Origin of the sequence: Aequorivita sp. Q41, from assembly GCF_039831855.1 — a bacterium.
Taxonomy (GTDB): domain Bacteria; phylum Bacteroidota; class Bacteroidia; order Flavobacteriales; family Flavobacteriaceae; genus Aequorivita.
Genome location: NZ_JBDPMS010000001.1, coordinates 1,235,788 through 1,259,232 on the forward strand (window position 1 = coordinate 1,235,788; position 23,445 = coordinate 1,259,232).

Annotated in this window: 25 protein-coding genes; 20 read left to right on the forward strand and 5 right to left on the reverse strand. The window is 35.1% G+C overall.

What is annotated here, in order from left to right:
* Positions 1–3 precede the first annotated feature (3 nt).
* The gene (locus tag ABJ955_RS05760; RefSeq protein ID WP_347373644.1) at positions 4–1,356 is read left to right on the forward strand and encodes an exopolysaccharide biosynthesis polyprenyl glycosylphosphotransferase; all 1,353 of its coding nucleotides are present in this window, start codon (positions 4–6) and stop codon (positions 1,354–1,356) included.
* Here ABJ955_RS05760 and ABJ955_RS05765 read toward each other — a convergent pair.
* Both ABJ955_RS05765 and ABJ955_RS05770 read right to left on the reverse strand, forming a co-directional pair.
* The gene (locus tag ABJ955_RS05765; protein ID WP_347373645.1) at positions 1,353–2,516 is read right to left on the reverse strand and encodes a glycosyltransferase family 4 protein; all 1,164 of its coding nucleotides are present in this window, start codon (positions 2,514–2,516) and stop codon (positions 1,353–1,355) included. The genes ABJ955_RS05760 and ABJ955_RS05765 overlap by 4 nt on opposite strands.
* A 12-nt stretch (positions 2,517–2,528) precedes the next feature.
* Positions 2,529–3,842 (reverse strand): phenylacetate--CoA ligase family protein, encoded by a 1,314-nt coding sequence (locus tag ABJ955_RS05770; RefSeq protein ID WP_347374368.1) that lies wholly within the window; start codon positions 3,840–3,842, stop codon positions 2,529–2,531.
* 111 nt (positions 3,843–3,953) lie between these two features.
* On the opposite strand from ABJ955_RS05770, the gene purD reads away from it, so the two are divergent.
* Entirely contained in the window at positions 3,954–5,225 is a 1,272-nt protein-coding gene (gene purD, locus ABJ955_RS05775) for a phosphoribosylamine--glycine ligase (protein WP_347373646.1), read from the forward strand.
* Between the two features lie 5 nt (positions 5,226–5,230).
* Here purD and ABJ955_RS05780 read toward each other — a convergent pair whose 3' ends face one another.
* Entirely contained in the window at positions 5,231–5,458 is a 228-nt protein-coding gene (locus ABJ955_RS05780) for a uracil phosphoribosyltransferase (RefSeq protein WP_347373647.1), read from the reverse strand.
* 41 nt (positions 5,459–5,499) lie between these two features.
* On the opposite strand from ABJ955_RS05780, the gene ABJ955_RS05785 reads away from it, so the two are divergent.
* The 3 genes from ABJ955_RS05785 to ABJ955_RS05795 all read left to right on the forward strand — a co-directional run bounded on the left by ABJ955_RS05785 (position 5,500) and on the right by ABJ955_RS05795 (position 8,397).
* Positions 5,500–6,450 (forward strand): DUF6427 family protein, encoded by a 951-nt coding sequence (locus tag ABJ955_RS05785; protein WP_347373648.1) that lies wholly within the window; start codon positions 5,500–5,502, stop codon positions 6,448–6,450.
* A 249-nt stretch (positions 6,451–6,699) separates the two neighbouring features.
* Positions 6,700–7,305: a DUF4254 domain-containing protein gene (locus ABJ955_RS05790; RefSeq protein WP_347374369.1), complete on the forward strand. Its 606-nt coding sequence runs from the start codon at positions 6,700–6,702 to the stop codon at positions 7,303–7,305.
* Between the two features lie 42 nt (positions 7,306–7,347).
* Positions 7,348–8,397, forward strand: a complete 1,050-nt coding sequence (locus tag ABJ955_RS05795; protein WP_347373649.1) for a glycosyltransferase family 9 protein — start codon at positions 7,348–7,350, stop codon at positions 8,395–8,397.
* 84 nt (positions 8,398–8,481) lie between these two features.
* Here ABJ955_RS05795 and ABJ955_RS05800 read toward each other — a convergent pair whose 3' ends face one another.
* A complete protein-coding gene (locus tag ABJ955_RS05800) occupies positions 8,482–9,522 on the reverse strand; it encodes a ferredoxin--NADP reductase (protein WP_347373650.1) in 1,041 nt (346 codons plus the stop codon).
* Between the two features lie 194 nt (positions 9,523–9,716).
* Here ABJ955_RS05800 and ABJ955_RS05805 point away from each other — a divergent pair, with 194 nt between their 5' ends.
* From ABJ955_RS05805 to ABJ955_RS05875, 15 genes are all read left to right on the forward strand, one after another.
* On the forward strand, positions 9,717–12,257 hold the full coding sequence (locus tag ABJ955_RS05805; protein ID WP_347373651.1) for a hypothetical protein: 2,541 nt from the start codon (positions 9,717–9,719) through the stop codon (positions 12,255–12,257).
* A gap of 34 nt (positions 12,258–12,291) precedes the next feature.
* On the forward strand, positions 12,292–12,747 hold the full coding sequence (locus ABJ955_RS05810) for a polymer-forming cytoskeletal protein (RefSeq protein WP_347373652.1): 456 nt from the start codon (positions 12,292–12,294) through the stop codon (positions 12,745–12,747).
* A gap of 18 nt (positions 12,748–12,765) precedes the next feature.
* Entirely contained in the window at positions 12,766–12,978 is a 213-nt protein-coding gene (locus tag ABJ955_RS05815) for an AtpZ/AtpI family protein (RefSeq protein ID WP_347373653.1), read from the forward strand.
* A 1-nt stretch (position 12,979) separates the two neighbouring features.
* Complete coding sequence (locus ABJ955_RS05820; protein ID WP_347373654.1) at positions 12,980–13,375, forward strand: DUF6168 family protein; 396 nt, start codon at positions 12,980–12,982, stop codon at positions 13,373–13,375.
* Between the two features lie 92 nt (positions 13,376–13,467).
* Entirely contained in the window at positions 13,468–14,658 is a 1,191-nt protein-coding gene (atpB, locus tag ABJ955_RS05825) for a F0F1 ATP synthase subunit A (RefSeq protein WP_347373655.1), read from the forward strand.
* A gap of 40 nt (positions 14,659–14,698) precedes the next feature.
* Positions 14,699–14,899: an ATP synthase F0 subunit C gene (gene atpE / locus ABJ955_RS05830; RefSeq protein ID WP_347373656.1), complete on the forward strand. Its 201-nt coding sequence runs from the start codon at positions 14,699–14,701 to the stop codon at positions 14,897–14,899.
* A gap of 108 nt (positions 14,900–15,007) precedes the next feature.
* Positions 15,008–15,508, forward strand: a complete 501-nt coding sequence (locus ABJ955_RS05835; RefSeq protein WP_347373657.1) for a F0F1 ATP synthase subunit B — start codon at positions 15,008–15,010, stop codon at positions 15,506–15,508.
* Between the two features lie 6 nt (positions 15,509–15,514).
* Positions 15,515–16,051, forward strand: a complete 537-nt coding sequence (gene atpH / locus ABJ955_RS05840) for an ATP synthase F1 subunit delta (protein WP_347373658.1) — start codon at positions 15,515–15,517, stop codon at positions 16,049–16,051.
* 56 nt (positions 16,052–16,107) lie between these two features.
* Positions 16,108–17,688, forward strand: coding sequence for a F0F1 ATP synthase subunit alpha (gene atpA / locus ABJ955_RS05845; protein WP_347373659.1), 1,581 nt, complete (start codon positions 16,108–16,110; stop codon positions 17,686–17,688).
* 72 nt (positions 17,689–17,760) lie between these two features.
* Positions 17,761–18,636 carry an ATP synthase F1 subunit gamma gene (gene atpG / locus ABJ955_RS05850; protein WP_347373660.1) on the forward strand — a complete coding sequence of 292 codons (876 nt, stop codon included), beginning with the start codon at positions 17,761–17,763 and terminating at the stop codon, positions 18,634–18,636.
* Positions 18,637–18,728: 92 nt separating this feature from the next.
* Positions 18,729–19,262 carry a hypothetical protein gene (locus ABJ955_RS05855; RefSeq protein WP_347373661.1) on the forward strand — a complete coding sequence of 178 codons (534 nt, stop codon included), beginning with the start codon at positions 18,729–18,731 and terminating at the stop codon, positions 19,260–19,262.
* Between the two features lie 9 nt (positions 19,263–19,271).
* Positions 19,272–19,796 (forward strand): hypothetical protein, encoded by a 525-nt coding sequence (locus ABJ955_RS05860; RefSeq protein ID WP_347373662.1) that lies wholly within the window; start codon positions 19,272–19,274, stop codon positions 19,794–19,796.
* Between the two features lie 19 nt (positions 19,797–19,815).
* Positions 19,816–20,778, forward strand: a complete 963-nt coding sequence (locus ABJ955_RS05865; RefSeq protein WP_347373663.1) for a 2-hydroxyacid dehydrogenase — start codon at positions 19,816–19,818, stop codon at positions 20,776–20,778.
* 5 nt (positions 20,779–20,783) lie between these two features.
* Positions 20,784–21,170: a VOC family protein gene (locus tag ABJ955_RS05870; protein ID WP_347373664.1), complete on the forward strand. Its 387-nt coding sequence runs from the start codon at positions 20,784–20,786 to the stop codon at positions 21,168–21,170.
* A gap of 42 nt (positions 21,171–21,212) precedes the next feature.
* Complete coding sequence (locus ABJ955_RS05875) at positions 21,213–21,575, forward strand: TM2 domain-containing protein (protein WP_347373665.1); 363 nt, start codon at positions 21,213–21,215, stop codon at positions 21,573–21,575.
* Positions 21,576–21,614: 39 nt separating this feature from the next.
* Here the strand turns inward: ABJ955_RS05875 and ABJ955_RS05880 are convergent, their stop codons facing one another.
* Positions 21,615–23,429 (reverse strand): lysophospholipid acyltransferase family protein, encoded by a 1,815-nt coding sequence (locus tag ABJ955_RS05880; RefSeq protein WP_347373666.1) that lies wholly within the window; start codon positions 23,427–23,429, stop codon positions 21,615–21,617.
* Between the last annotated feature and the right edge of the window lie 16 nt (positions 23,430–23,445).

Genomic DNA, 23,445 nt, shown 5'->3' on the forward strand with positions numbered 1-23,445 from the left:
AATATGTTTAAAAGTGGAAGATATTCGGGATTTTTGAGGCCTATTTCTTACGGAATTGATCTCTTTTTTATCCATTTTTTGGCTTTTGAATTTTTTGGGAATCCTTTCCCCTATTTCAATTATATAATCTTTTTAACCGTTGCGTGGCTATTGCTCTCCTTACGATCTGGGTTCTATGAAATTTATAGGTTTACCCATTTTGCCAAAATCATTTCTTTGATTGTAAAACAAGGCGTTATATATGTTTTAATTGTTTTTTCTTTTTTTGGCTTTTATAACCATTTAACAACTTCGGCTACCATCATTTTTGAGTATATTTTAGTGGTTATGCTATGCATTGCCCTAGTGAAATTGAGCATATTTTATCTATTAAAGAAGTATCGTTTACACTTGGGAGGAAATGTTCGAAAAGTGGTAATAATTGGCCTAAATCAAAAAACAGATCAACTCCGAAAGTTTTTTAATAACAATCCAGTATATGGGTATAAACTATACAAAACCTTTGATTTAAAAGGACCTAACAAAGTCTCTATCGAAGAGTGTATGGATTACATCATGAAGGAAGAAATTGATGAAGTATATTCTTCTGTCGCAGAAATTGGTAATAAAGATTTGATTAAGTTGATTGATTTCGTTGACAACAACCTTAAAATCTTAAAATTTCTTCCAGACAATAAAGAAATTTATAGTAAAAAGCTCGATTTTACTTATTATGGAGTACTTCCTATACTTTCCATGCGGAAAATACCAATGGACGAACCTTTTAATAAATTTTTAAAACGAAGCTTTGATATCATTCTTTCACTCCTTGTAATTATCGGAGTTTTGTCCTGGCTTACTCCTTTACTTGGCCTTTTAATAAAACTAGAGTCAAAAGGGCCTGTGTTTTTCAAACAAAAGCGAAACGGCTTAGATTATCAAGAGTTTTATTGCTTTAAATTTCGATCAATGAAGCCAAACCCAATGGCGCATCTTCATCAAATTTCAAAAGGAGATGAACGTGTAACTCGGGTTGGGCGGGTAATTCGAAAAACTAGTATTGACGAGCTTCCTCAGTTTATTAATGTATTAAAAGGAGATATGTCTGTTGTGGGGCCGCGTCCGCACATGGTAAGCCATACGCATATGTACGCGGAACGAATTGATAAATTTATGGTGCGTCATTTTATAAAACCAGGGATTACTGGCTTAGCTCAGGTAAGCGGGTATCGAGGGGAGGTTGAAGATGATAATCATATTATTAATCGCGTAAAATACGATATTTTTTACCTTGAAAATTGGAGTCTTTTAATTGATATAAAAATTGTATTCCAAACCATTTATAATGCGCTTCGTGGCGAGGAAAAGGCATATTAAATTTTTTCAATTGAAGTAATAAAGCCTTCTAATTGCTTCTTAAAATCAAAAGCTAGAAGGGACCTTTCCTGAACAATTTTACTTGGAAAACCACCTATAATTTCATTTGAAACGGTATTAATAAATTGTTGTAATGCACTCAAGTCATTAACAGGAATATTCCACCCTAAAGCTTCTTTTAGCACAAGATTTCCGCCTTCTCCCCCTGCAAAATAAAGGACAGGAAGGCCCAAACGCGTATATTCAAATATTTTTGAGGGGACGGATCCATAAATCCTTTTTAACAACGGAATAAAAGCGATATCATAGCTATACAATTCCTTATGAAGGGAGTCTCGCTCCAGTTCTCCATAAAAAAATACTTGCTTCTTTTGTAATAATTTTATTTTTTCAGCCTCAGGACCTGCTCCGTATATATGAAGACTCACGTTTTTTGGTAATGAGATTTGTTGGCATAGGTAAAAAATCCCTTGCGCAACACCCAACAACCCAGCATAAACGATTTTTATTTCATCTGAGGCTAATTTTTCTTTTGGAATAGAAACCTTAAAATTTGGAATGTTTCGATACAAAAAAGTTGTTTTTTCTTTTTCAAAATCAGAAACATATTGTAGTATTTCTTGAGATTGTCCTACAATTAAATCTGCATGTTTATAACAGAAACGCTCCATTTTAAGCAATAGAGAATAATACCAACCTTTGTTTAGTATCTCCATTTCTAAGCCTGCTAGAGGCCATAAATCTGAAATATTCAGTATTATTTTTTTTGAGAATAGCTTTCCTAAAAAGACTGCAGTAAAACCGACAAAAACAGGAGAATATTGAATAAAAATCTTTTTTGGTGTTTTTGAAAAAAGAAAGAATAACACCAAACTAAACGAAAAAGAAAGCATTGAGAGCAATCGTATAAATTTATTAGCAGAATTGCTTGGCCATATCCATAACCGAGTTATTTCTCCAAAGCTAGTTTTTTCTGAAACGGAGGTTTTTCCTTTATACTCTTTAAACACGTTTCCATTTGGATAATTTGGCAATGGACAAACAACTTTTACTTTATAAGCTGCCGCAGCCAAGCCTTCAGCAAGACTGAACATTCTATTGGATGCAGCGCCTTTTTCAGGAGGGAAATAATTAGTTATAAGAAGAATTTCTTTTTGCACGGAAAAACATGATTATGATTCTACCAACGAAATAAACTGTTTCAGTTTACCGCTTGTTGTTCTGTCTAGGTGTTCTTTTCTATTAAAATTAAATTGAATTCCACTTTCTAAAAATTGTTCAAATGTTTTTGTAATCGAGTTTATTTTCTCATTCGTTAGTGGAGTATCGCTTACATAATTAATTTCAAAAGTATCGGTCTTTGTTTGGATAACTTTAAACTCTTTAATGTTTCCACTTTCCTCCATTATTTTTTTTGCAATAACATAAAAGGTCATTCCGGCTGCTTTTTTGCCACTAGGAAGTAAGGCAAAATCATTAGTCCTTCCCAAAAGTTTTTTTAGAATGGGTTTTTTTAAGGTGCTTTTTTCACTCAAAGCACCATAATCTCCAATTTCATAACGGATAAATGGATGCGCTTTGTTGTGGAGCGAAGTAATTACAATTTTACCTTCCGCGCCCAATGGAACTGGAATGTCATTTTCATCCAAAATTTCAACAAATAATGTTTTGGAATCTACCTCCCATTCCCCCTCTAGATTGGTAAATGCAAGAACACCAGCTTCCGCAAAGCCGTATTCATTAACTACCGCAACTCCTAGCTGTTTCTCAAGCAGCATTTTATCGGCCTCAAAGAGCATTTCAGAAGTAACAATACAAACCTTTAGCGTTGGGCAAATATCTTTTAAAATAAGGTCGTTTTCTTTTAAATATTTTGCAAAAAGCACAATGCTGCTGGTATATCCGTTTATATAATCAAAAGGTGTGCTTTTATATACTTCCAACATATCTTTCAATGCTTTTTCCGAAAAATCCGTTATGGAAAACCGATACCGTTTTGCCAACCAATCTTTTAATCGAATTTTTTTATTTTCGATAAAGTCTAGTGGAATTCCATAATAACGTGCCTGAAATGATTTATTAAAATCAATGCCATGCCACCCAAAACGCTCCATGTGGTACGCCCAAGTTATGGCATGGCTGTATTTATCTTTTGCAAACCGAATCGGATTGCCACTGGACCCCGAAGTTTTGTTACTATATATATTTTTCTCTGAAAAGCCAGTAGACAAACGTTGTTTTAATGGAATTTGAAAATCCTGCTTTTTTAGAACCGGAAGCGATTGCCAAGTAGTAAAACCATTTTTAACTTTGGTTCGATAAAAAGAATTGTTTTTTAAGTGGTAATTTACAATATCAGCCTTTTTTTTCTTTAAAAAATCATCGTATGTAGCTTCTTCAATTTCAGAAATTTTTTTCAACTCTTCCTTTGCTCTCTTTACAGGAAAGCGTTTTAGATAAAGCGAAAGGTTGAAAATTTTCAAAATTATTTTGATTTTAAAGTAAAAGATTTTTTATAAAGCTAAATTTACTTTAAATAAAGTAGCGGTTCAAGGTACAAACATTTATTTTTGACACCGAAACAAAACAGTTCAATTATGAATATTCTTATCCTTGGTTCCGGTGGTCGCGAACATACATTTGCTTATAAAATTTCACAAAGCTCTCGTTGTGAAAAACTATTTGTGGCGCCTGGAAATGCAGGTACAGCTTCAATTGCAACAAATATTGATATTAATATAACTGATTTTGAAGCAGTAAAAAAATGTGTGCTAGACCACACTATTGAAATGGTGATAGTAGGGCCAGAAGATCCTTTGGTGCATGGTATTGCTGATTATTTTGCGGAAACGGAAGCATTAAAAAGGGTAATGCTCATTGGTCCTTCAAAACGCGGCGCTTTGCTAGAAGGTAGTAAACAACGTGCAAAGGAATTTATGATGCAACACAACATTCCAACCGCGGCTTATGAAAGTTTTACAGCAGAAACCTTGGAAGCTGGAAAAATATTTTTGGAGAAGCTAAACCCTCCATATGTATTGAAAGCAGACGGATTGGCGGCTGGAAAAGGGGTTTTAATTTTAACTAATTTAGAGGAAGCAAAACAAGAATTAGAAAACATGCTTGCGCATAGTAAATTTGGTGAAGCGAGCTCTAAAGTTGTTATCGAAGAATTTTTAGACGGAATTGAACTCAGCGTTTTTGTGCTTACCGATGGAAAAAATTATAAAATACTTCCTACGGCAAAAGATTACAAACGTATTGGTGAAGGCGATACAGGTTTAAATACAGGCGGAATGGGTGCTATTTCGCCAGTTCCTTTTGCGGATGCAGTTTTGATGAAAAAAATTGAAGACCGAATCGTTAAGCCGACAGTAAATGGACTTTCCAAAGAAAATATTGATTATAAAGGCTTTGTTTTTATAGGCCTTATTAAAGTTGGTGATGAGCCTCTCGTAATTGAATATAATGTGCGTATGGGCGATCCGGAAACCGAAGTTGTATTACCACGAATACAATCTGATTTGGTAACGCTATTTGAAGCGACATATAAACAACAACTGCATACCTTACAGATTGATATTGATGAAAGAGCAGCCACAACTGTAATGCTTGTGTCAGGAGGATATCCAGAAGGGTATGAAAAAGGTAAAGAAATTACAGGGATAGAAAATGTAGAAGATTCAATCGTTTTTCACGCGGGAACAAAACTTGAAAACGGTAAAATTGTTACTAATGGCGGACGTGTTTTGGCAGTAACTTCATTGGATACTGATTACAAAAAGGCACTAAAAAAATCCTATCAAAACATAGATAAACTATCTTTTGACAGGATGCAGTATCGTTCTGATATTGGTTTTGATCTTTAAAAGGATCAAGGGGTATCTTTGTACGTATAGGTAACTTCAGTGTTCTCATTGAAATCCTTCAACTTGATCAACCAATACACAAAAGCAACAGAACCGATGAGTAAAAACACCCATGAAATACTGTTTGCTAAGTACCAACTGTCAAATTGGATTTCAGTAAGCCAATCGTAAGGCTTAAATAGAACTATTTCAAAAAGAGAAGCGATTCCTTCCCAAATACCTTTCCAAGTCATATCTTTAATCTTTAGACCGCAAAAATATAAAATTACCCTATATGCTAACAAGATTTTTCGGAAAATCTAACCCAATAAACTATTTAATCCTTGGGATTTTTATTATTGCAGGTTATTTGGGGATATTACTAAAAACCCCATTAGTTGTTAGTGCATACCAGATTTTTTTACACGTCTCCTTTATAATCCTTTCTGTGTTAAGCATGTGGCTTCTGGATTTCATTATTCGAAAAAATAGCTTAACCAAGAATAACACCTATGCAATCCTGTTTTTTACGTGTTTTATGGGTATGCTACCCGTTATTTTTTTGCAACCTAAAATACTTTTGGCAAATGCATTTTTAATACTTGCACTACGTAGAATTATGAGTTTGCATAGCGATAAGAATTCGACAAAAAAAATTCTAGATACTAGTATTTGGATTTCTTTAGCCTCTCTTTTTTACTTTTGGAGTCTTTTGTTTTTTGTGCCACTTTGGATTGCTATTATCCAAAAACCGAATACAAATTACAAACAAATGTTGATGCCATTTATAGGTTTTTTAGCCATTTTTAGCATAACAACAGCATATCATTTGCTTGTAAATGATTCTATAGCATGGATTTTTAACTGGCAAGAAACGATAAATTTAGATTTTTCAAAATACAACTCTTTGTCTGTATTGGTGCCTGTTACAGTAATACTCGCTTTTTATATTTGGACGGGAATGTTTCGAGTTTTAAAACTTTCGGCATTTTTTTTAAAAATGAAATCGAATTACCTCTTGCTTTTATACGTTAGTATCATCTGTGTTTTTATTGCATTAGCAGGACCAGAAAAAACAGGAGCCGAATTACTTTTTATTTTAGCCCCAGTTTCCATTATTGCTGCTAATTACATTGAAAAATTTGAAGCCGAACGCTCTTATGAAACGGATGCGATAGAGTTTTGGTTTAAAGAAGCCCTGCTGTGGTTGGTCGTGATTTTACCTTTTGTCTTTTTGTTTTTATAAACCTAGTTGAAACTTTTAAAATGACTGATTTTAAGTAAAATTTATTGCTGTCTTTCTTTACAATGTCCATCAATAGCTAGTCAAGTATCAATTATTAAATACTATTGCAAAATATGATACCTTTGTAGCCAAATGGAAATCGTGGCTGCGAAATTATAATAAAACAACTGTCGCTACTCGAGAAAAACCTTTGAATTTTTTAAAAAATTGATTAAAACCTATCTAAATAATAACACTAAAGACTCTACAATGTTTAGCGATAAAGCCAATAAAATTTTTGCAGAAGTAATTGATACCTACCACATAATCAACACTGTGGATCAATCTTTTAGTAATCCGTACAACAAAGAAAGCAATTTAATTGAGCATCTTCTTTATAGAAAATGTTGGATAGATACCGTGCAATGGCATTATGAAGATATAATACGCGATCCAAATATAGATCCTGTTGCTGCATTAAAACTAAAACGGCAAATTGACGCCTCTAACCAAGATAGAACAGATATGGTTGAATATATTGACAGCTATTTTCTGGAAAAATATAAGGATGTAGCTGTACATACTAACGCAACAATCAACACAGAAAGTCCTGCATGGGGCGTGGATCGTCTTTCTATTTTGGCTTTAAAAGTGTACCATATGAACGAGGAAACTACACGTACAGACGCTTCTCAGGAACACCAAATAGCGTGTAAAACAAAATTGAATGTGCTGCTGGAGCAACGTGTAGATTTAAGCACTGCTATTAACCAATTGCTGGACGATATTGCGCACGGCAGAAAATACATGAAAGTCTATAAGCAGATGAAAATGTATAATGACGATGAACTGAATCCAGTTTTACGAAAAAAATAAGTTGTAAAATAGTTTTAGGCTTGCTTTTTAGGTGCTAGTACCATGAACAAACCCACTCACATTTTAGTTATTCGCCTCTCTGCAATGGGCGATGTGGCTATGACAGTGCCTGTAATTCGTGTGTTAGCACAAAGCTACCCTGAATTAAAAATTACGGTACTTTCGCGTCCTTTTTTCAAACCTTTATTTGAAGGCATTCCCAATCTTGATTTTTTAGAAGCTGATGTCTATGGAAAACACAAGCGTTTTGGGTTAATCAAATTAGCGAAGGAAGCAAAAGCAGTAGGTATTGATGGCGTTGCAGATCTTCATAATGTAATTCGATCAAAAATAATTGCTAACTACTTAAATTTTAAAGGGTTAAATACGGCTACAATCGATAAGGGTAGAGCTGAAAAAAAAGCGTTGGTTGCTTCCGAAGGAAAAAATAATTCGCAACTAAAAACAACACACCAACGGTATGCAGCTGTTTTTGAAAAGCTTGGTTTTCCAATAGATTTAAAAAATTTCAGTGCGCCACCAAGAAAAAGATTAACACCCAAGCTAAACGGACTTTTAGGCATTGAACCCAAAAAAATTTTAGGGATTGCGCCCTATGCAGCCTATACTAGCAAAATGTACCCTTTACCCCTTATGGCTGAGGTAATTCGATTGTTAGATACTACCAATAATTATAGAATTTTTCTTTTTGGTGGCGGGAAAAAAGAAATTGAAGTGCTAAAAAAACTTGAAAGTCCATTTGCAAATGTTACTTCCGTTGCTGGAAAATTAACGTTCGATGAAGAATTAGCACTCATCTCAAACTTAGATTTAATGCTTTCTATGGACAGTGGTAACGGCCATTTAGCAGCAATGTTTGGGGTAAAAGTGCTTACCCTTTGGGGGGTTACCCATCCGTATGCAGGTTTTGTACCTTTCAATCAACCTGAAAATAATCAATTACTTTCTGATAGTGAAAAATACCCCTTGATTCCTACTTCTATTTATGGCAATAAATATCCGAATGGATATGATGAGGTGATGAAAACGATTGCTCCTGAAACAGTAGTTTTGAAAATTAAAGAAATCGTACTCAAACAGGTTATTAAATAATACCCAGCCTCTATATAGATTTCAAAAATCTTTGGAGCCTACTTTATGTGTGTAAGAGTTCCCCCTTCGGGGGCTAGGAGGCCGTTACACATCATCAAAATCTACAACAATTGTAGGCGTGGTAGGATGCGCTTGGCAGGTAAGTATTAATCCATCTGCAATTTCAGACTCGGTAAGAATTTGATTTTTTCGCATTTCGGCTTTTCCTTCTTTTAGGCGGGCAATACAGGTGCTACAAATTCCGCCTTGGCAAGAATATGGAGGGTCTAAACCTGCATCTAACGCAGCTTCAAGGATGCTTTTGGTTTGTGGCATCACAAAAGTTTCCGCTTCATCATCAAGTGTAATGGTAATATTGGTGTCGCCATCGTGCATTTCAACCAACAATCCTTTTTCAGCAGTTGAAAAAAGCTCGTGGTGTATTTGTTTAGAATTAATGCCGTTATGCTTCAAGGTGGCAGAAACTTCATCAATCATTTGTTCTGGACCACATACATAAAAGGCTTCATAGGTGGTTTCTGCATATTTATTTTTTAAAAAATAGTTTACAACAGAACGGTCTATTCTTCCAAAACGGGCATTTTCTTCTTCTTTTCTACTAAAAACAAATTCAGCATAAAAACGTTTCGGAAATTGTTTTTGAAGCGCCACAATTTCAGTGTAAAACATGGTTTCTTCAATAGTTTTATTACCATAAATAAGCAAGAAGGTGCTTTGGGGCATTTCTTCTAAGGTGCTTTTAGCTAAGGAAATAACGGGCGTAATTCCACTTCCTGCTGCAATAGCAGCATAGTTTTTTAAATTTGGCTCCAACACAAATTTTCCAGTTGGAGGCATTACTTGTAGCGTAGCTCCCGCTTTTAACTCGGTATTTGCATAAACCGAAAAAATACCTTTTTCCACTTTTTTAACTCCAACTTTTAGCACGCCACTTTTTGGGGAAGAACAAATGGAATATGCGCGACGCAATTCTTTCCCGCCGTTTTGGTGTTTTATAGTTATATATTGTCCTGCTTTAAAAGCAAAAACATTTTTTAGGGCATCTGGAACCTGAAAGCTAATTGAAACAGAATTTGGGGTCTCTTTTCGTACTTCGGAAACGGTAAGCGTATGAAATTCGCTCATAATCTTGAAAATTTTTGTGCAAAAGTACAAAGGAATTCAAGGAAACAAAGCTTGATTGACTTTAAAAGTGGCGCATTTTTTCGACGTTTCCTTAAGTAGATATTAAAAAGAAATGTATTTTTACCGCTCTTTAGCGATTCTACATACTAAAAAAGAACCTTTTAAGTTAGAATATCATATAAACTGAAAATATTTTGAAGGGCACATATAAAATTACACTATTTATTCTTTCTGTTATTTTGTTAGCAGCATGTTCGCGCAAAAAAAATACTTTTTTAAATCGCAATCTACATGCGGTTGCTACAGAATTTAATACGCTTTATAATGGCGATGTTGCATTTACGTCTGGAAAAGACCAACTAGCAGCAGGATACCGCGATAATTTTTGGGAAATACTTCCGGTAGAACGTATTGAAATTGAAGAAGCAGAAATTAAAGCACCCGGAGCTTCTAAAAATGGAGAGTTCAATCGTGCTGAAGAAAAAGCAGCAAAAGCCATTCAAAAACATTCCATGTATATTGATGGTAAAGAATACAATCCACAAATTGATGAAGCGTATATTTTGCTAGGAAAAGCGCGTTATTATGACGGACGCTTTATTCCAGCTTTAGATGCGTTCAACTTTATTTTAGATCGTTATCCAACGAGTAACAATATTAATATTGCGAAAGTTTGGAAAGCAAAAACCAACATCCGTTTAAAAAATGAGGATTATGCAATTGAAAACCTCAAAAAAATGTTTGACGAAGCGGAGCTTGAAGATGAAGAAATCGCTGATGGCGCTGCAATGATGGCGCAGGCATATATAAACTTAGATTCGTTAGATTCAGCACTTGAATACATTAAAATTGCAACTGAAACTGTAAAAGACAAGGAGCTTAAAGGAAGATATACCTTTATAAAAGGGCAACTTTACAACCGTCTGGACCTAAAAGATAGCGCTAATATTGCTTTCGATGAAGTTATAGCTATGAACCGCAAAACATCGCGGGTCTACATGATAAATGCATATTTAGAAAAAGGGAAAAATTTCGATTATAAAAATGGCGACCGAACAGCTTTCTTAGAATTGCTACAAGACCTTGAAAAAAATCGTGAAAATCGCCCTTTCTTAGACAAAATCTACAACCAGTTTGGAGATTATTACCGAAATAGCGACAGTATAGCAACTGCGGTTACCTACTACAACAAGTCTATTAAGGCGTTTAAACAGGATAGAATCCTTCAAGCTGTAAACTATCAAACCCTGGCGGAAATCAATTTTGACAATTCTGAATATAAAAATGCAGGCGCTTATTACGATAGCACCCTTACTTTTCTTGAAGAAAATAGCCGCCAATGGCGACGCATTACGAAGAAGCGTGAAAACCTAGACGACGTTATTAAATATGAAGACATTGCTACAGCCAATGACAGTATTTTAAAACTGACAAAAATGAGCGAAGCTGAACAGCTAGCATTTTTTACAGATTACACCACAAAATTAAAGGAACAAGCAATAAAAGATTCGTTAGAAGCTATTAAAATTGAAAAGAAAATAGCCGACAATGAGTTTTATAAAAAAGGTAAAACAGCGAATGCTCCTAATAAAAATAGCACATTCTACTTTTATAATACTTCGACAGTAGCCTACGGAAAAGGAGAATTTAGAAAAATTTGGGGAGATCGAATTCTAGAAGATAATTGGAGACTTTCCAATAAAAAATCATCTCTTGAAACATTGGAAGACGTACAGGTTGATGCTACGCCCATTGCAGAAAATGAATTGTATAAGCCACAGACATACCTTGCGAAAATTCCAACCGATCAAAAAGTAATAGACAGTTTGGCGAAGGATAGAAACTTTGCGTATTATCAATTAGGATTGATTTATAAAGAAAAGTTTAAGGAGTACAATCTAGCTGCAAATAGGCTTGAAAAACTGCTTACATATAGTCCACAAGAACGTTTGGTGGTTCCTGCAAAATATAATTTGGTGAAGATTTATGAAATTTTGGAAAACCCTTCTGAAGCAACTAAGTTTAAAAATGACGTCTTGACCAATCATGCCGATACACGTTATGCGGAGATACTTCGCAACCCAAATTCACAGCTTTCTACAGACGAATCAAGCCCAGAATTTAAGTATAAGCAATTATATAAAGAGTTTGAAGCAGCCAATTATGCCCAGGTAATTGAAAAGTGTGATGCGTACATTACGGTTTATAATGGCAATGATATAATTCCAAAATTTGAATTGCTAAAAGCTACTGCAATTGGTCGCCAACAAGGGTTTGAAGCCTATAAAAAAGCATTAAATTTTGTTTCTTTAAACTATCCAAATAGTGACGAAGGCAAGCAAGCGCAGCAAATTTATAGTGGTGTACTTCCGTTGCTTGAAATGAAAAGCTTTGCGCCAGAAATGGAAACGGATCAATGGAAGCTGGTGTATAAGTTTACAGTAGCAGAAGGCGAAGAAGCGCAAAAATTAAAAGAAAAGTTAGACAAGGCAATCGAGAATTACCGATATACTAACATGAGTACCTCTCTTGATTATTACAATCCAGAAACGCGTTTGGTAATTGTTCATGGATGGAACACAAAGATGGGTGCAAATGGTTTTGGAGCCGTCTTAAAAGAAAATAAGGAATATAAGGTGAAACGTCCGTTTTTTGAAATCTCAACACCTAATTATAAAATTATTCAAATACATAAAAATTTAGATGATTATCTTCAAGAAGATTCAACTAAATAGTTTACCCCAATTATAACCTATAAAACCAACGACTATGTTTTCAGAAAAAAAACAGAAACGTGTACCTAATGAACCAGGAACTGCCCAAAATAGAATAAATGAAGGCACAAAGTTAAAAGGAGATGTTTCTTCTACAGGGTTTTTTAGAATTGACGGTACTATTGAAGGTAATGTAAAAACGCCATCAAAAGTTGTGTTAGGAAAATCGGGGGTTATTATAGGGACATTAACCTGTGAAAATGCCGATATTGAAGGTAGGTTTGAAGGGACGCTTCAAGTATCAGGAACGCTTTCATTAAGAGCAACTGCAGTAATTGATGGTGATGTAACGGTAGGTAAATTGGCAGTTGAACCTGGAGCGACACTAAATGCGTCATGTGTAATGCAGAGTGGAAAATCGCAAAATACAACTTCAGAAAATAGCAAAGCACATCCTTTTGATCGCCAGCAACGTGCTAAAAAAACAACGGCAGAACATTCAGAAACATAGTCTTTTTATATTTTTCGTATGGATGATGATAAAAAAAGTGGCGGAAATAAATGGGCAGCCCTTTCGGGTATTGGGCTACAAATGGGGTTAACAATTTTTCTTGGAAATATACTCGGAAAATGGTTAGACACTACTTTCAATAAAACTTTTTTAGAACCTACCCTTACAATCCTTGCTATCTTCATCTCTATTTTTAGCGTAATAAAGGGCGTCAATAAATTAAATAAGTAATATGCTTCAAAAAAAAATACTTCAGTATACGCTACTTTGCGCTTTAGTTTTAATTGTAGGGTATTTCGTACATTATGCAATTCTTACTTATTTTCAAGTGGAACATCCTTTTACACTTTGGAAAATTTATCTTTTTCAGGGCATCGCAACCCTGATTCTTTGCGCTTCGTTTGAAGTAATTTCTCAAAAATCTCAAAAATATAAAGACCAAATGGGTTTTTTATATTTGGGGGCGATGGTTTTAAAAGTAGTTTTGTTTTGTGGGTTTTTTAGTAGCATACTTTTTTCAAGCCTTGTCTTATCTAAGCTAGACAGCCTTTCGTTATTAATACCGATTTTTATTTTTCTATTTCTAGAAGTTGTTATTATTGTAAAAATCCTAAATAGAAACATCTAAAATATAAATATGCATTTGTTGTGGGTATTTTATTTAGAAATTCACTAATTTTGCGCCCAAATTAGACAGGCATTATTTTTTTAAAAGAAACAATGAAAATATCATTTTATTCTATTAAATTTTTCGGACTATTAGTTACTTTTTTGTTGACCTTCAATAGTTTTGCTAGTGATAGCAGCAAAGAGAAGAGCCAAGGTGACGAAAGAGTAAATACAGAAAGTGAAATTATTGATTACATTCAGCATCACATTAAGGATTCACATGATTTTCATTTGTTGTCTTATACAAATGCTGCTGAAGAGCGTGTGCATATAGGTTTTCCACTTCCCGTTATCTTATACGGAAACAATGGAATAACTGCTTTTATGTCTTCTGAATTTCATCACGATACAAACGGAGAAGTTGTTGTAGAAAAAAATGGCAGCCGTTTTGTAAATTACCACAGTAAAATTTATGAATTGGAAGATGGAGCTACTCAAGTTACTTTTGATGCGGAGCACCATCCATTAAACGCATCAAAACCGTTAGACTTTTCTATTTCGAAAAGTGTTTTTGGTATCTTAGTTATTGGTTTATTAATGCTATGGTGGTTTTCATCATTGGCAAGACAATATAAAAACAGAAACATACCAAAAGGGTTTGGACGTGTTTTAGAACCTTTAGTAATATACGTAAGGGATGAAATTGCAAAGCCAAACATTGGTGAAAAAAAATACAGAAAATTTACAGGCTACCTTTTAACTGTGTTTTTCTTTATTTGGATTTTAAATTTATTAGGCCTTACCCCACTTGGGTTTAACGTAACAGGCCAAATTGCAGTTACCGCAGCTTTAGCTATTTTTACACTAGTTATTTATACCGTAAGCGGAAATAAAGATTACTGGATGCACATGATATGGATGCCAGGAGTGCCAATTTTAATTCGTCCCGTATTGGCTATTATTGAATTGGTAGGAGCTTTTATTATTAAGCCATTCTCATTGCTTGTTCGTTTATTTGCAAATATTTCGGCAGGGCATATTATTGTAATGAGCTTAGTTGCGATTATGATAACTTTAAAAGGGGAGATTACAGCATTTGGTTCAACAAGCTTATCGTTTGTATTGGCTTTATTTATCTCAGTTATCGAATTGTTGGTTGCCTTTTTACAGGCGTATATTTTTACAATGCTTTCAGCTTTATTTATTGGTATGGCTGTAGCAGAACATGATCACGAACACGAACATGATTCAAAAGGACATGAAATTCCAGATGCGGAAGATGTAAGAGAGAATTTTATTTAGTAACGTATTTTTTTGTTTAATTAATATATATACATTTTTTATGGAAACAATGGTTCCAAATTTAGTAGGTGCAGGTCTAATCGTGATTGGAGCTGGTATTGGTTTAGGTAAAATTGGTGGAGGTGCAATGGAAGCTATTGCGCGTCAGCCAGAAGCTACTGGAAAAATCCAAACAGCGATGATTATTATTGCAGCACTTTTAGAAGGTTTAGCATTTGGTGCACTTTTCTTAGGAAAGTAATCAACAAAACCCAAATTCACTTTCCTGTAACGGTTGGTTACAGGAAGTGGATTTTTTAAAGAAAATTAAAAACAATCACATTTTCCCCTCAGGGTAATATTCATAATTATGGATCAATTATTAAATGATTTTTCTCCAGGGCTGTTTATAATGCAAACAGTCATTTTAATAGTGCTTATTTTCTTAATGGTAAAATTTGCTTGGAAACCTATATTAAACTCTTTAAATGAGAGAGAAGAAGGTATCCAAGGAGCATTAGATGCTGCAGAAAAAGCAAAGCTTGAAATGCAAAATCTTCAAGCAGACAACGAAAAGTTGTTGCAAGAAGCTCGTTCTGAACGCGAAGCAATGCTTAAAGATGCCCGCGAGATAAAAGCGAAAATGATTGCAGACGCCAAAGAAGAAGCAAAAACGGAAGCAGATAAAATGGTTGCTCACGCACAAGCAGCAATTGAAAGCGAAAAGAAAGCTGCTATTTCAGAATTAAAGCAACAAGTAGCAAGCCTCTCTTTAGAAATTGCTGAAAAAGTGGTAAAACACGAACTTTCAGATAAAGAAAAGCAATTGCAACTTGTAGACCAAATGTTGGGCGACGCCAAATTAAACTAAAATTCAATGAGCAGAGCAGCGATTAGATACGCGAAAGCAATTTTGCATAAAGCAAACGAAAGCAACACAGAAGCTGTTGTTTTTGGCGATATGCAATCTGTTTACAAAACCATTGAAGGCAGTAGTGAATTGCAATCAATGCTTCAAAACCCCGTGATTAAAGCCCATGATAAAAAAGAGGCTTTATTAAAAATTTTTAGCGGACAATCTGAAGCTACACATTCACTTATCAAAATATTGGTAGCCAACAAACGGTTAGCATTATTAAGTAACGTAGCTGAAAGTTATATAAATATTTATAACGAAACACTAGGAATAAAAGCAGCTACCGTTGTAACTGCCGTTGCGCTTTCTTCAGAATTAGAAAGTAAAGTAATGGCCAAAGTAAAAGAATTAACGGGGAGTGAAAAAGTAACCCTTAAAAGCGAGATAGATCCAGCAATAATTGGTGGGTTTATTCTTAGAGTGGGCGATATTCAGTATAACGCAAGTATCGCAAACCAATTAGGAAATTTAAAAAGAGAATTCAGTAAATCAATATAATAAGGAGATTAGGTTTAGTCTAACGTCTAAAATCTAGCATCTAATATCTAAACAAAATGGCAGAAGTAAAACCAGCTGAAGTATCAGCAATCTTAAAGCAACAACTTACAGGCTTTGAAGCAACTGCTTCCCTGGATGAAGTAGGAACTGTTTTAACCGTAGGTGACGGTATTGTTCGTGCATACGGACTTTCAAACGCACAATATGGTGAATTGGTAGCCTTTGAAAGTGGTCTTGAAGGTATTGTATTGAACCTTGAAGAAGATAACGTAGGTATTGTACTTTTAGGCCCTTCAAAAGACATTAAAGAAGGCTCAACAGTAAAACGTACCCAACGTATTGCATCACTTAATGTAGGTGAAGGTATTGTTGGTCGTGTAGTAAACACTTTGGGGCAGCCTATTGATGGAAAAGGTCCAATAACGGGTGAAACTTACGAAATGCCATTGGAGCGTAAAGCACCAGGTGTTATTTATCGTCAGCCAGTAACTGAGCCACTTCAAACAGGTATTAAATCTATCGATGCAATGATTCCTGTAGGTCGCGGCCAACGTGAACTTGTTATTGGTGACCGTCAGACAGGTAAATCTACCGTTTGTTTGGATACTATTTTGAACCAAAAAGAATTTTATGATGCAGGTCAGCCTGTATACTGTATATATGTTGCCATTGGACAAAAAGCTTCAACGGTAGCAAACATTGCGAATGTTTTGGAAGAAAAAGGCGCAATGGCTTATACTACAATCGTAGCGGCAAATGCTTCTGATCCTGCACCAATGCAGGTTTATGCTCCATTTGCGGGGGCTGCAATCGGGGAGTATTTCCGTGATACGGGTCGTCCAGCTTTAATTATTTACGATGACCTTTCAAAACAAGCTGTTGCTTACCGTGAGGTATCGCTATTACTTCGTCGCCCACCAGGACGTGAAGCATACCCTGGGGATGTTTTCTTCTTGCACTCAAGATTGTTAGAGCGTGCTGCGAAGGTAATTGCTGATGATGGTATTGCAAAAGAAATGAACGACCTTCCAGAATCATTGAAAGGAATTGTAAAAGGGGGTGGTTCATTAACGGCACTTCCCATTATTGAAACACAAGCGGGTGACGTATCGGCCTATATTCCTACCAACGTAATTTCGATTACCGATGGTCAGATTTTCTTGGATGGAGATTTGTTTAATGCTGGTGTACGTCCTGCAATTAACGTAGGTATTTCGGTATCACGTGTGGGTGGTAACGCACAGATTAAGTCAATGAAGAAAGTAGCAGGTACTTTAAAACTGGATCAAGCAGCATTCCGTGAATTGGAAGCCTTTGCAAAATTTGGTTCAGACTTGGATGCTGCAACCTTAAATGTAATTGAAAAAGGAAAACGTAACGTAGAGATATTAAAGCAAAATGAAAACGACCCTTATACGGTTGAAGATCAAATTGCAGTGATCTACGCAGGTTCTAAAAACTTAATGCGTAACGTTCCTGTAGATAAAATTAAGGAATTTGAAAGAGATTACCTTGAAATGCTAAACGTAAAGCACAGAGATACGCTTAACGATTTGAAAGCAGGTAAACTTACTGATGAAGCTATTGACGTAATGGTTTCAGTAGCAAACGATCTTTCAGCGAAATATAAAAAGTAGTTAGATTTTGTTATTGCGTATTGAGATAGAGTTTTTCAATACGCAATACACATATCTTAATTCTATAAGAAAATGGCAAATTTAAAGGAAATACGTAACAGAATATCATCCGTTGGTTCTACAATGCAGATTACCAGTGCCATGAAAATGGTTTCTGCTGCAAAGTTGAAAAAAGCACAGGACGCCATTACAGCAATGCGTCCGTATTCTGAAAAACTTACCGAACTTCTACAAAATCTAAGTGCCACACTTGATGCCGATACGGGAAGTAAATATTCAGAGCAACGTGAAGTGAACAAAGTTTTGGTTGTTTCCATTACCAGTAACCGTGGTTTGGCTGGCGCTTTCAATAGTAATATTATAAAAGAATCACGCAACTTGGCTACCAATGTGTATGCAGGGAAACAAGTTGATTACATTACCCTTGGAAAAAAAGGAAATGATATTCTAAAGAAAACGGGTTCTGTTATCGAAAATAATAATGGCATTTTTGACGACCTTTCTTTTGAAAACACTTCAGAAATTGCTGAAAAATTGATGGATCTTTTTTCCGAAGGAAAATATGATAAAATCATTTTGGTATATAACAACTTCAAAAATGCAGCCACGCAAATTGTGAAGACCGAACAGTTTTTGCCAATTTTACCACCAAAACCTATTGAAGGTCAAGAAGCAAACAGCGCAGATACGTTCTATATTTTTGAACCTTCAAAAGAAGAAATTGTAGAAGCTTTGATTCCAAAAAGCTTAAAAACACAATTGTTTAAAGCACTTCGCGATAGTTCCGCAAGTGAACACGGAGCACGTATGACGGCGATGCACAAAGCAACCGACAATGCCACCGAACTGCGTGATGCTTTAAAACTACAATACAACAAAGCACGTCAAGCTGCTATTACCAACGAAATTCTTGAAATTGTTGGTGGTGCGGAAGCATTGGCAGGATAATATTTTTATATAATATATCTAAAAAACCTTTCGTTCTTCGGAAGGTTTTTTTTTGCTAAATATTTAAGTATCTTCATTTAAAATATGAAAAGATGCCAAAGCTATTTTTTTTATTCTTGTTTCTATATTCAGTAACAGCCTACTCCCAAATTCAAAAAGGTGAAATGATAGTCTCAACAACAGTAGCGCCATATCCTACTACTACACAGAATAAAGATGATTTTGGTGCAATTGGTTTAGCGAGTTTTGAATTTTTTGCAACACATAAAATAGCGCTTTCGGGCAGCTTTTTTGCGTCAAACAATACACTCTTTAAAGATAATAGCGGCATAACGATCCATTCCTACGGTTTTATACCATCAATACATTACTATTTTGTAACTAAAGAAAAATGGAATGTATTTGCCCAAGCGGGTTACGGGTTTGGCTTTGAAGACCAAACACAGGGTTATATTCAAAACAGTGCGTTAACCGTTTATAACATTGGTCCAGGAGCACATTACAGAATTGGGGAAAAGCTATATTTAAAAATATTGCTGCCTTATTTTAAGGCGCGAAATATAACTTTAAATGTAGCTGCTGCAGATGGTATTGCTGTATTTTTGGGTGTTAGTTTTAAATTGTAATTTTGATCTATGATGAAATATATAAAAAAAACAATCGCACTTTTAGCAATTTCGTTCCTATTTATGAGTTTAAGTAACTGTGGAGGCGCGCAAGCGATAAACGGGAAAATGGATTTGATTCAAAATCCACCCTTTAAAATTACTGACGCTTACTTTCAAAAATGGGTTGCTGGTGTAAAAGAAGGGGGCTCCGGAACAAATATTTATATTGTTTTTGAGGAAGTAAAACCAAATGTGGTCTTTCAGGATGTTTACTTTCAAAAGCAAATTAGTTCGCTTAAAAAAAGCTCAGAAAATACATCAAGCTATGTTTCCCATTTTATTGACGCTCCATCAAAGGAAACAATTATGAGTGCGGACGCTATAAAAGAAGCACAAAATACGCCTTCAAAACCCTTTCCTTTTGCATTGGAAGAAAACCAAGCCATCATAGCCTATATGTTTGAAGGAAAACAACAGTATTATAAAGTCTTAACTATTTCGGAAAAAGAAAGTATTGCGTATCCGCAAGGTAATCCAAATGTGCACGAATAACTTTTTGGTAAATTTATAAATGAATATTCTTCACCTCGATACGAACCATCCTTTATTGCTAAAAATGCTCGAGGACGCAGGGTTTTCAAACGAAGAAAACTATACAGCCTCCAAAGTAGAAATTGAATCAATAATTTCAAAATACCAAGGTATTGTTATCCGAAGTCGTTTCAATATTGATAAACAATTTCTAGATGCCGCAAAAAACCTAAAATTTATTGCGCGCGTTGGGGCAGGTCTTGAAAGTATTGAAACTGATTATGCCGAAACCCTTGGCATCAAGCTAATCGCCGCGCCTGAGGGCAATAGAAACGCTGTTGGCGAACATACGCTTGGAATGCTTCTTTCGCTATTCAACAAGCTAAATAATGCGGATAAAGAGGTTAAAAGCGGGCATTGGAATCGTGAAGCTAACCGTGGAGTTGAACTTGATGGAAAAACGGTTGGAATTATTGGTTATGGAAATATGGGACAAGCTTTTGCAAAGAAATTGCGCGGTTTTGAATGTGAAGTAATCTGTTATGATTTAAAAGAAAACGTGGGTAATGAAGATGCAAGGCAAGTTTCTTTAAATGTGCTTCAACAAAATGCAGACGTATTGAGTCTTCATACGCCATGGACACCATTGACTGACAAAATGATTGATTCGGTATTTATCCATTCGTTTGCAAAACCCTTTTGGTTATTAAACACGGCACGCGGAAAAAGTGTGGTTACTGCAGATTTAGTTTCGGCTTTAAAAACGGGAAAGGTTTTAGGAGCTGGTCTCGATGTTTTAGAATATGAAAAGTTATCTTTTGAATCGCTTTTTCAGCCAGATGCTTCACAAAATAATACTAATCGTTTACCTGAATCATTAAAAGAACTCTTTAAAATGAAGCAAGTAATTTTAAGCCCGCACATTGCTGGATGGACCATAGAAAGCAAAGAAAAATTAGCAAAAGTAATTGCTGAAAAAATTATAAATAACTTCAAAATTTAAGAATTATGAAAAAGAGGGTAACAGGCATAGGTGGTATTTTTTTCAAAACAAAAGACCCAGATAAAACGAAAGAATGGTATAAAAACCACTTGGGATTAAATACCGATGCTTATGGTTGTACTTTTTGGTGGCAAGATGAAAAAGGGAATAAGTGCAGTACACAATGGAGTCCTTTTAAAGAAGACACACCTTATTTTTCGCCTAGCGGGAAGGATTTTATGTTCAATTATAGAGTTGAAAATCTTGAAGAACTGCTTAAAGTTTTAAAAGAAGAAGGCGTTACGATTGTTGGTAAAATGGAAGAATACGATTATGGTAAATTTGGCTGGATTCTTGACCCCGAAGGAAATAAAATTGAACTTTGGGAGCCTGTGGACAGCACATTTTTATAATTTTTTATACATTTAATTCTTATTATAACTACAAACTAAACTATGGAAGAAAATCAAAACTCAGACTACGACAGCACTAAAAAACGTATGGATGATACCTCAGATACTTTTGAGCAACAAGCAAAGCATACCGCAAATGAGTTTAAAGAAGGCTGGAATCAAGTGTCTAATACACAAGAAAACAAAAAAATCCTAGCTGGAATTTTGGCTATTGTTATTGGATCTTTGGGGGTACATAAATTTATTCTTGGCTATACCCAAGAAGGGATCATTCAAATAGTTGTTACTTTTGTTACCTGCGGTATTGGTGGTATTATTCCGCTTATAGAAGGGATTATTTACCTGACAAAAAGCGATGAGGAATTTTATCAAACCTATCAAGTAGGGAAAAAGGGATGGTTCTAAACATTCTCAAAAACCTTTGAAAGAAATTTCAAAGGTTTTTTATTTATCACTGTTTTGTGAGTCAGAATATTTTTTTTCAAGTTCCGCCTGAAACTCTTCCATAACTGGTTTTACGGTACTTTCAGGTAAATCTGCAATACGAATATACATTAAACCATCTACTGCATTATTAAATAACGGATCAACATTAAACGCTACCACTTTTGCATTTTGCTTGATGTATTTTTTAATAAGCACAGGCAAACGAAGACTTCCAGGTTCAACCTCATCAATTATTTTGTCGAATTTATTAAGATCAGCTTCACTCTCATCAAATATAAAATCTTTATCAGCATCCTTTAATTTTACTTTATATTCCTTTTTGGGGTTGATGTACTGTGCAATATATGGGTCGTAATAGTTTGATTTCATAAACTCAATCATCAAACTTTTAGAAAATTCTGAAAATTTATTACTAATACTTACACCGCCAATTAAATACCGATGTTCAGGATAACGTAAGGTGGTGTGCACTATTCCTTTCCAGAGTAGAAAAAGAGGCATTGGGCGTTGTTGGTATTCTTTGATGATGAACGCACGACCCATTTCAATAGATTTGCTCATCATTTCATGCAGTTCTGGTTCAAACCGGAAAAGATCTTGAAGGTAAAAACCATCAATACCAAACCGCGGAAAAATCTCTGATCCAAGGCCCATTCTATAAGCTCCAGCCATTTTTTGCGCTTCGTTATCCCACAAAAACATATGGTGGTAGTAGCTGTCAAATTTATCAAGATCGGTGCTATTATTGGTTCCTTCACCAACTTCACGGAATGTAATTTCGCGCAATCTGCCAATTTCTTGTAAAATATAGGGAATGGTGTCAGCTTGCGCCAAAAACACTTCATAATTTTTACTGGTAAGCAAACGCTTGTCATTATCACGTAATTTTTCAATTTCGGCTTCCATTGCTTTTAACGGAATTGGTCCAGCAATTTTTTTCGGTGGTTTCGGAAATTTTAGCGTTTTAGGAATGTTGTCTAATAGTTTTTTCTTCTGAAAAGCATTCGAAAGCATATAGGTTTTCTTCCGAAGAAACTCCGTAAACATTTGTAGCGATTCGTGTTCCTTTTGGTCAGCTACCGAAATAGCATTTCCAATTCTCACTTTTATCAATCGTTCTTTTTGAGTCAATAATTCAGATGGTAATTTTGCGGTACGTAGTGTATCGCTCATTTTTGCCAAGCGGTAAAATAATTTACTATTTTTTGCGTGAAAATAGATAGGGACAATTGGCACTTCAGCCTTTTTTATCAATTTCATTGCGGCTTCCTCCCAAGGTTTGTCAACCAATAATTTTCCGTCTCTATAGGTAGAAACTTCTCCAGCAGGAAAAATCCCTAAAGACTGCCCTTCTTTTAAATGGGTTAACGCAGCTTTAAAACCTGCAACACTAGACTTTACATCCTTTCTGCTTTCAAAAGGATTTACAGGCATTACATACGGCTTTAATGGCTCAATTCTATGAAGAAGAAAGTTAGCTACAATCTTAAAGTCAGGACGGTGTTCTAGTAATAATTTTAGTAATAAAATTCCGTCGATGCCTCCCAGTGGATGGTTTGAAATTGTAATAAAAGCACCTGTTTTTGGAATTCTTCGAAGGTCTTCTTCGGGGATTTCAAACTTTATTTCGAATTCTTCAATCAATGCATTTATAAACTCAAGATCGTTTAAATGCTTGTTGTTATCATAAATTTTATTGAGCGTAGAAATATTTAGAACCTTCATTAACGACCAGCCCATAAAAGTGCCCAGAAAGCCGAATTTATCGACCTTAATTGCCTGAGCAACCTCTTTTGCATTGACTAATCCCATAAATTATTTTGATTGT

What these genes read in the sequence shown, in the direction of transcription:
- ABJ955_RS05820 (WP_347373654.1), top strand. Translation starts at nt 12,980, where the DNA reads ATGCTTCAAAAAAAAATACTTCAGTATACGCTACTTTGCGCTTTAGTT.
- ABJ955_RS05865 (WP_347373663.1), top strand. Translation starts at nt 19,816, where the DNA reads ATGAATATTCTTCACCTCGATACGAACCATCCTTTATTGCTAAAAATG.
- ABJ955_RS05860 (WP_347373662.1), top strand. Translation starts at nt 19,272, where the DNA reads ATGATGAAATATATAAAAAAAACAATCGCACTTTTAGCAATTTCGTTC.
- atpB (WP_347373655.1), top strand. Translation starts at nt 13,468, where the DNA reads ATGAAAATATCATTTTATTCTATTAAATTTTTCGGACTATTAGTTACT.
- atpH (WP_347373658.1), top strand. Translation starts at nt 15,515, where the DNA reads ATGAGCAGAGCAGCGATTAGATACGCGAAAGCAATTTTGCATAAAGCA.
- ABJ955_RS05800 (WP_347373650.1), bottom strand. Translation starts at nt 9,522, where the DNA reads ATGAGCGAATTTCATACGCTTACCGTTTCCGAAGTACGAAAAGAGACC.
- ABJ955_RS05855 (WP_347373661.1), top strand. Translation starts at nt 18,729, where the DNA reads ATGCCAAAGCTATTTTTTTTATTCTTGTTTCTATATTCAGTAACAGCC.
- purD (WP_347373646.1), top strand. Translation starts at nt 3,954, where the DNA reads ATGAATATTCTTATCCTTGGTTCCGGTGGTCGCGAACATACATTTGCT.
- ABJ955_RS05760 (WP_347373644.1), top strand. Translation starts at nt 4, where the DNA reads ATGTTTAAAAGTGGAAGATATTCGGGATTTTTGAGGCCTATTTCTTAC.
- ABJ955_RS05780 (WP_347373647.1), bottom strand. Translation starts at nt 5,458, where the DNA reads ATGACTTGGAAAGGTATTTGGGAAGGAATCGCTTCTCTTTTTGAAATA.
- atpA (WP_347373659.1), top strand. Translation starts at nt 16,108, where the DNA reads ATGGCAGAAGTAAAACCAGCTGAAGTATCAGCAATCTTAAAGCAACAA.
- ABJ955_RS05810 (WP_347373652.1), top strand. Translation starts at nt 12,292, where the DNA reads ATGTTTTCAGAAAAAAAACAGAAACGTGTACCTAATGAACCAGGAACT.
- atpG (WP_347373660.1), top strand. Translation starts at nt 17,761, where the DNA reads ATGGCAAATTTAAAGGAAATACGTAACAGAATATCATCCGTTGGTTCT.
- ABJ955_RS05835 (WP_347373657.1), top strand. Translation starts at nt 15,008, where the DNA reads ATGGATCAATTATTAAATGATTTTTCTCCAGGGCTGTTTATAATGCAA.
- ABJ955_RS05785 (WP_347373648.1), top strand. Translation starts at nt 5,500, where the DNA reads ATGCTAACAAGATTTTTCGGAAAATCTAACCCAATAAACTATTTAATC.
- ABJ955_RS05795 (WP_347373649.1), top strand. Translation starts at nt 7,348, where the DNA reads ATGAACAAACCCACTCACATTTTAGTTATTCGCCTCTCTGCAATGGGC.
- ABJ955_RS05875 (WP_347373665.1), top strand. Translation starts at nt 21,213, where the DNA reads ATGGAAGAAAATCAAAACTCAGACTACGACAGCACTAAAAAACGTATG.
- atpE (WP_347373656.1), top strand. Translation starts at nt 14,699, where the DNA reads ATGGAAACAATGGTTCCAAATTTAGTAGGTGCAGGTCTAATCGTGATT.
- ABJ955_RS05815 (WP_347373653.1), top strand. Translation starts at nt 12,766, where the DNA reads ATGGATGATGATAAAAAAAGTGGCGGAAATAAATGGGCAGCCCTTTCG.
- ABJ955_RS05870 (WP_347373664.1), top strand. Translation starts at nt 20,784, where the DNA reads ATGAAAAAGAGGGTAACAGGCATAGGTGGTATTTTTTTCAAAACAAAA.
- ABJ955_RS05790 (WP_347374369.1), top strand. Translation starts at nt 6,700, where the DNA reads ATGTTTAGCGATAAAGCCAATAAAATTTTTGCAGAAGTAATTGATACC.
- ABJ955_RS05880 (WP_347373666.1), bottom strand. Translation starts at nt 23,429, where the DNA reads ATGGGATTAGTCAATGCAAAAGAGGTTGCTCAGGCAATTAAGGTCGAT.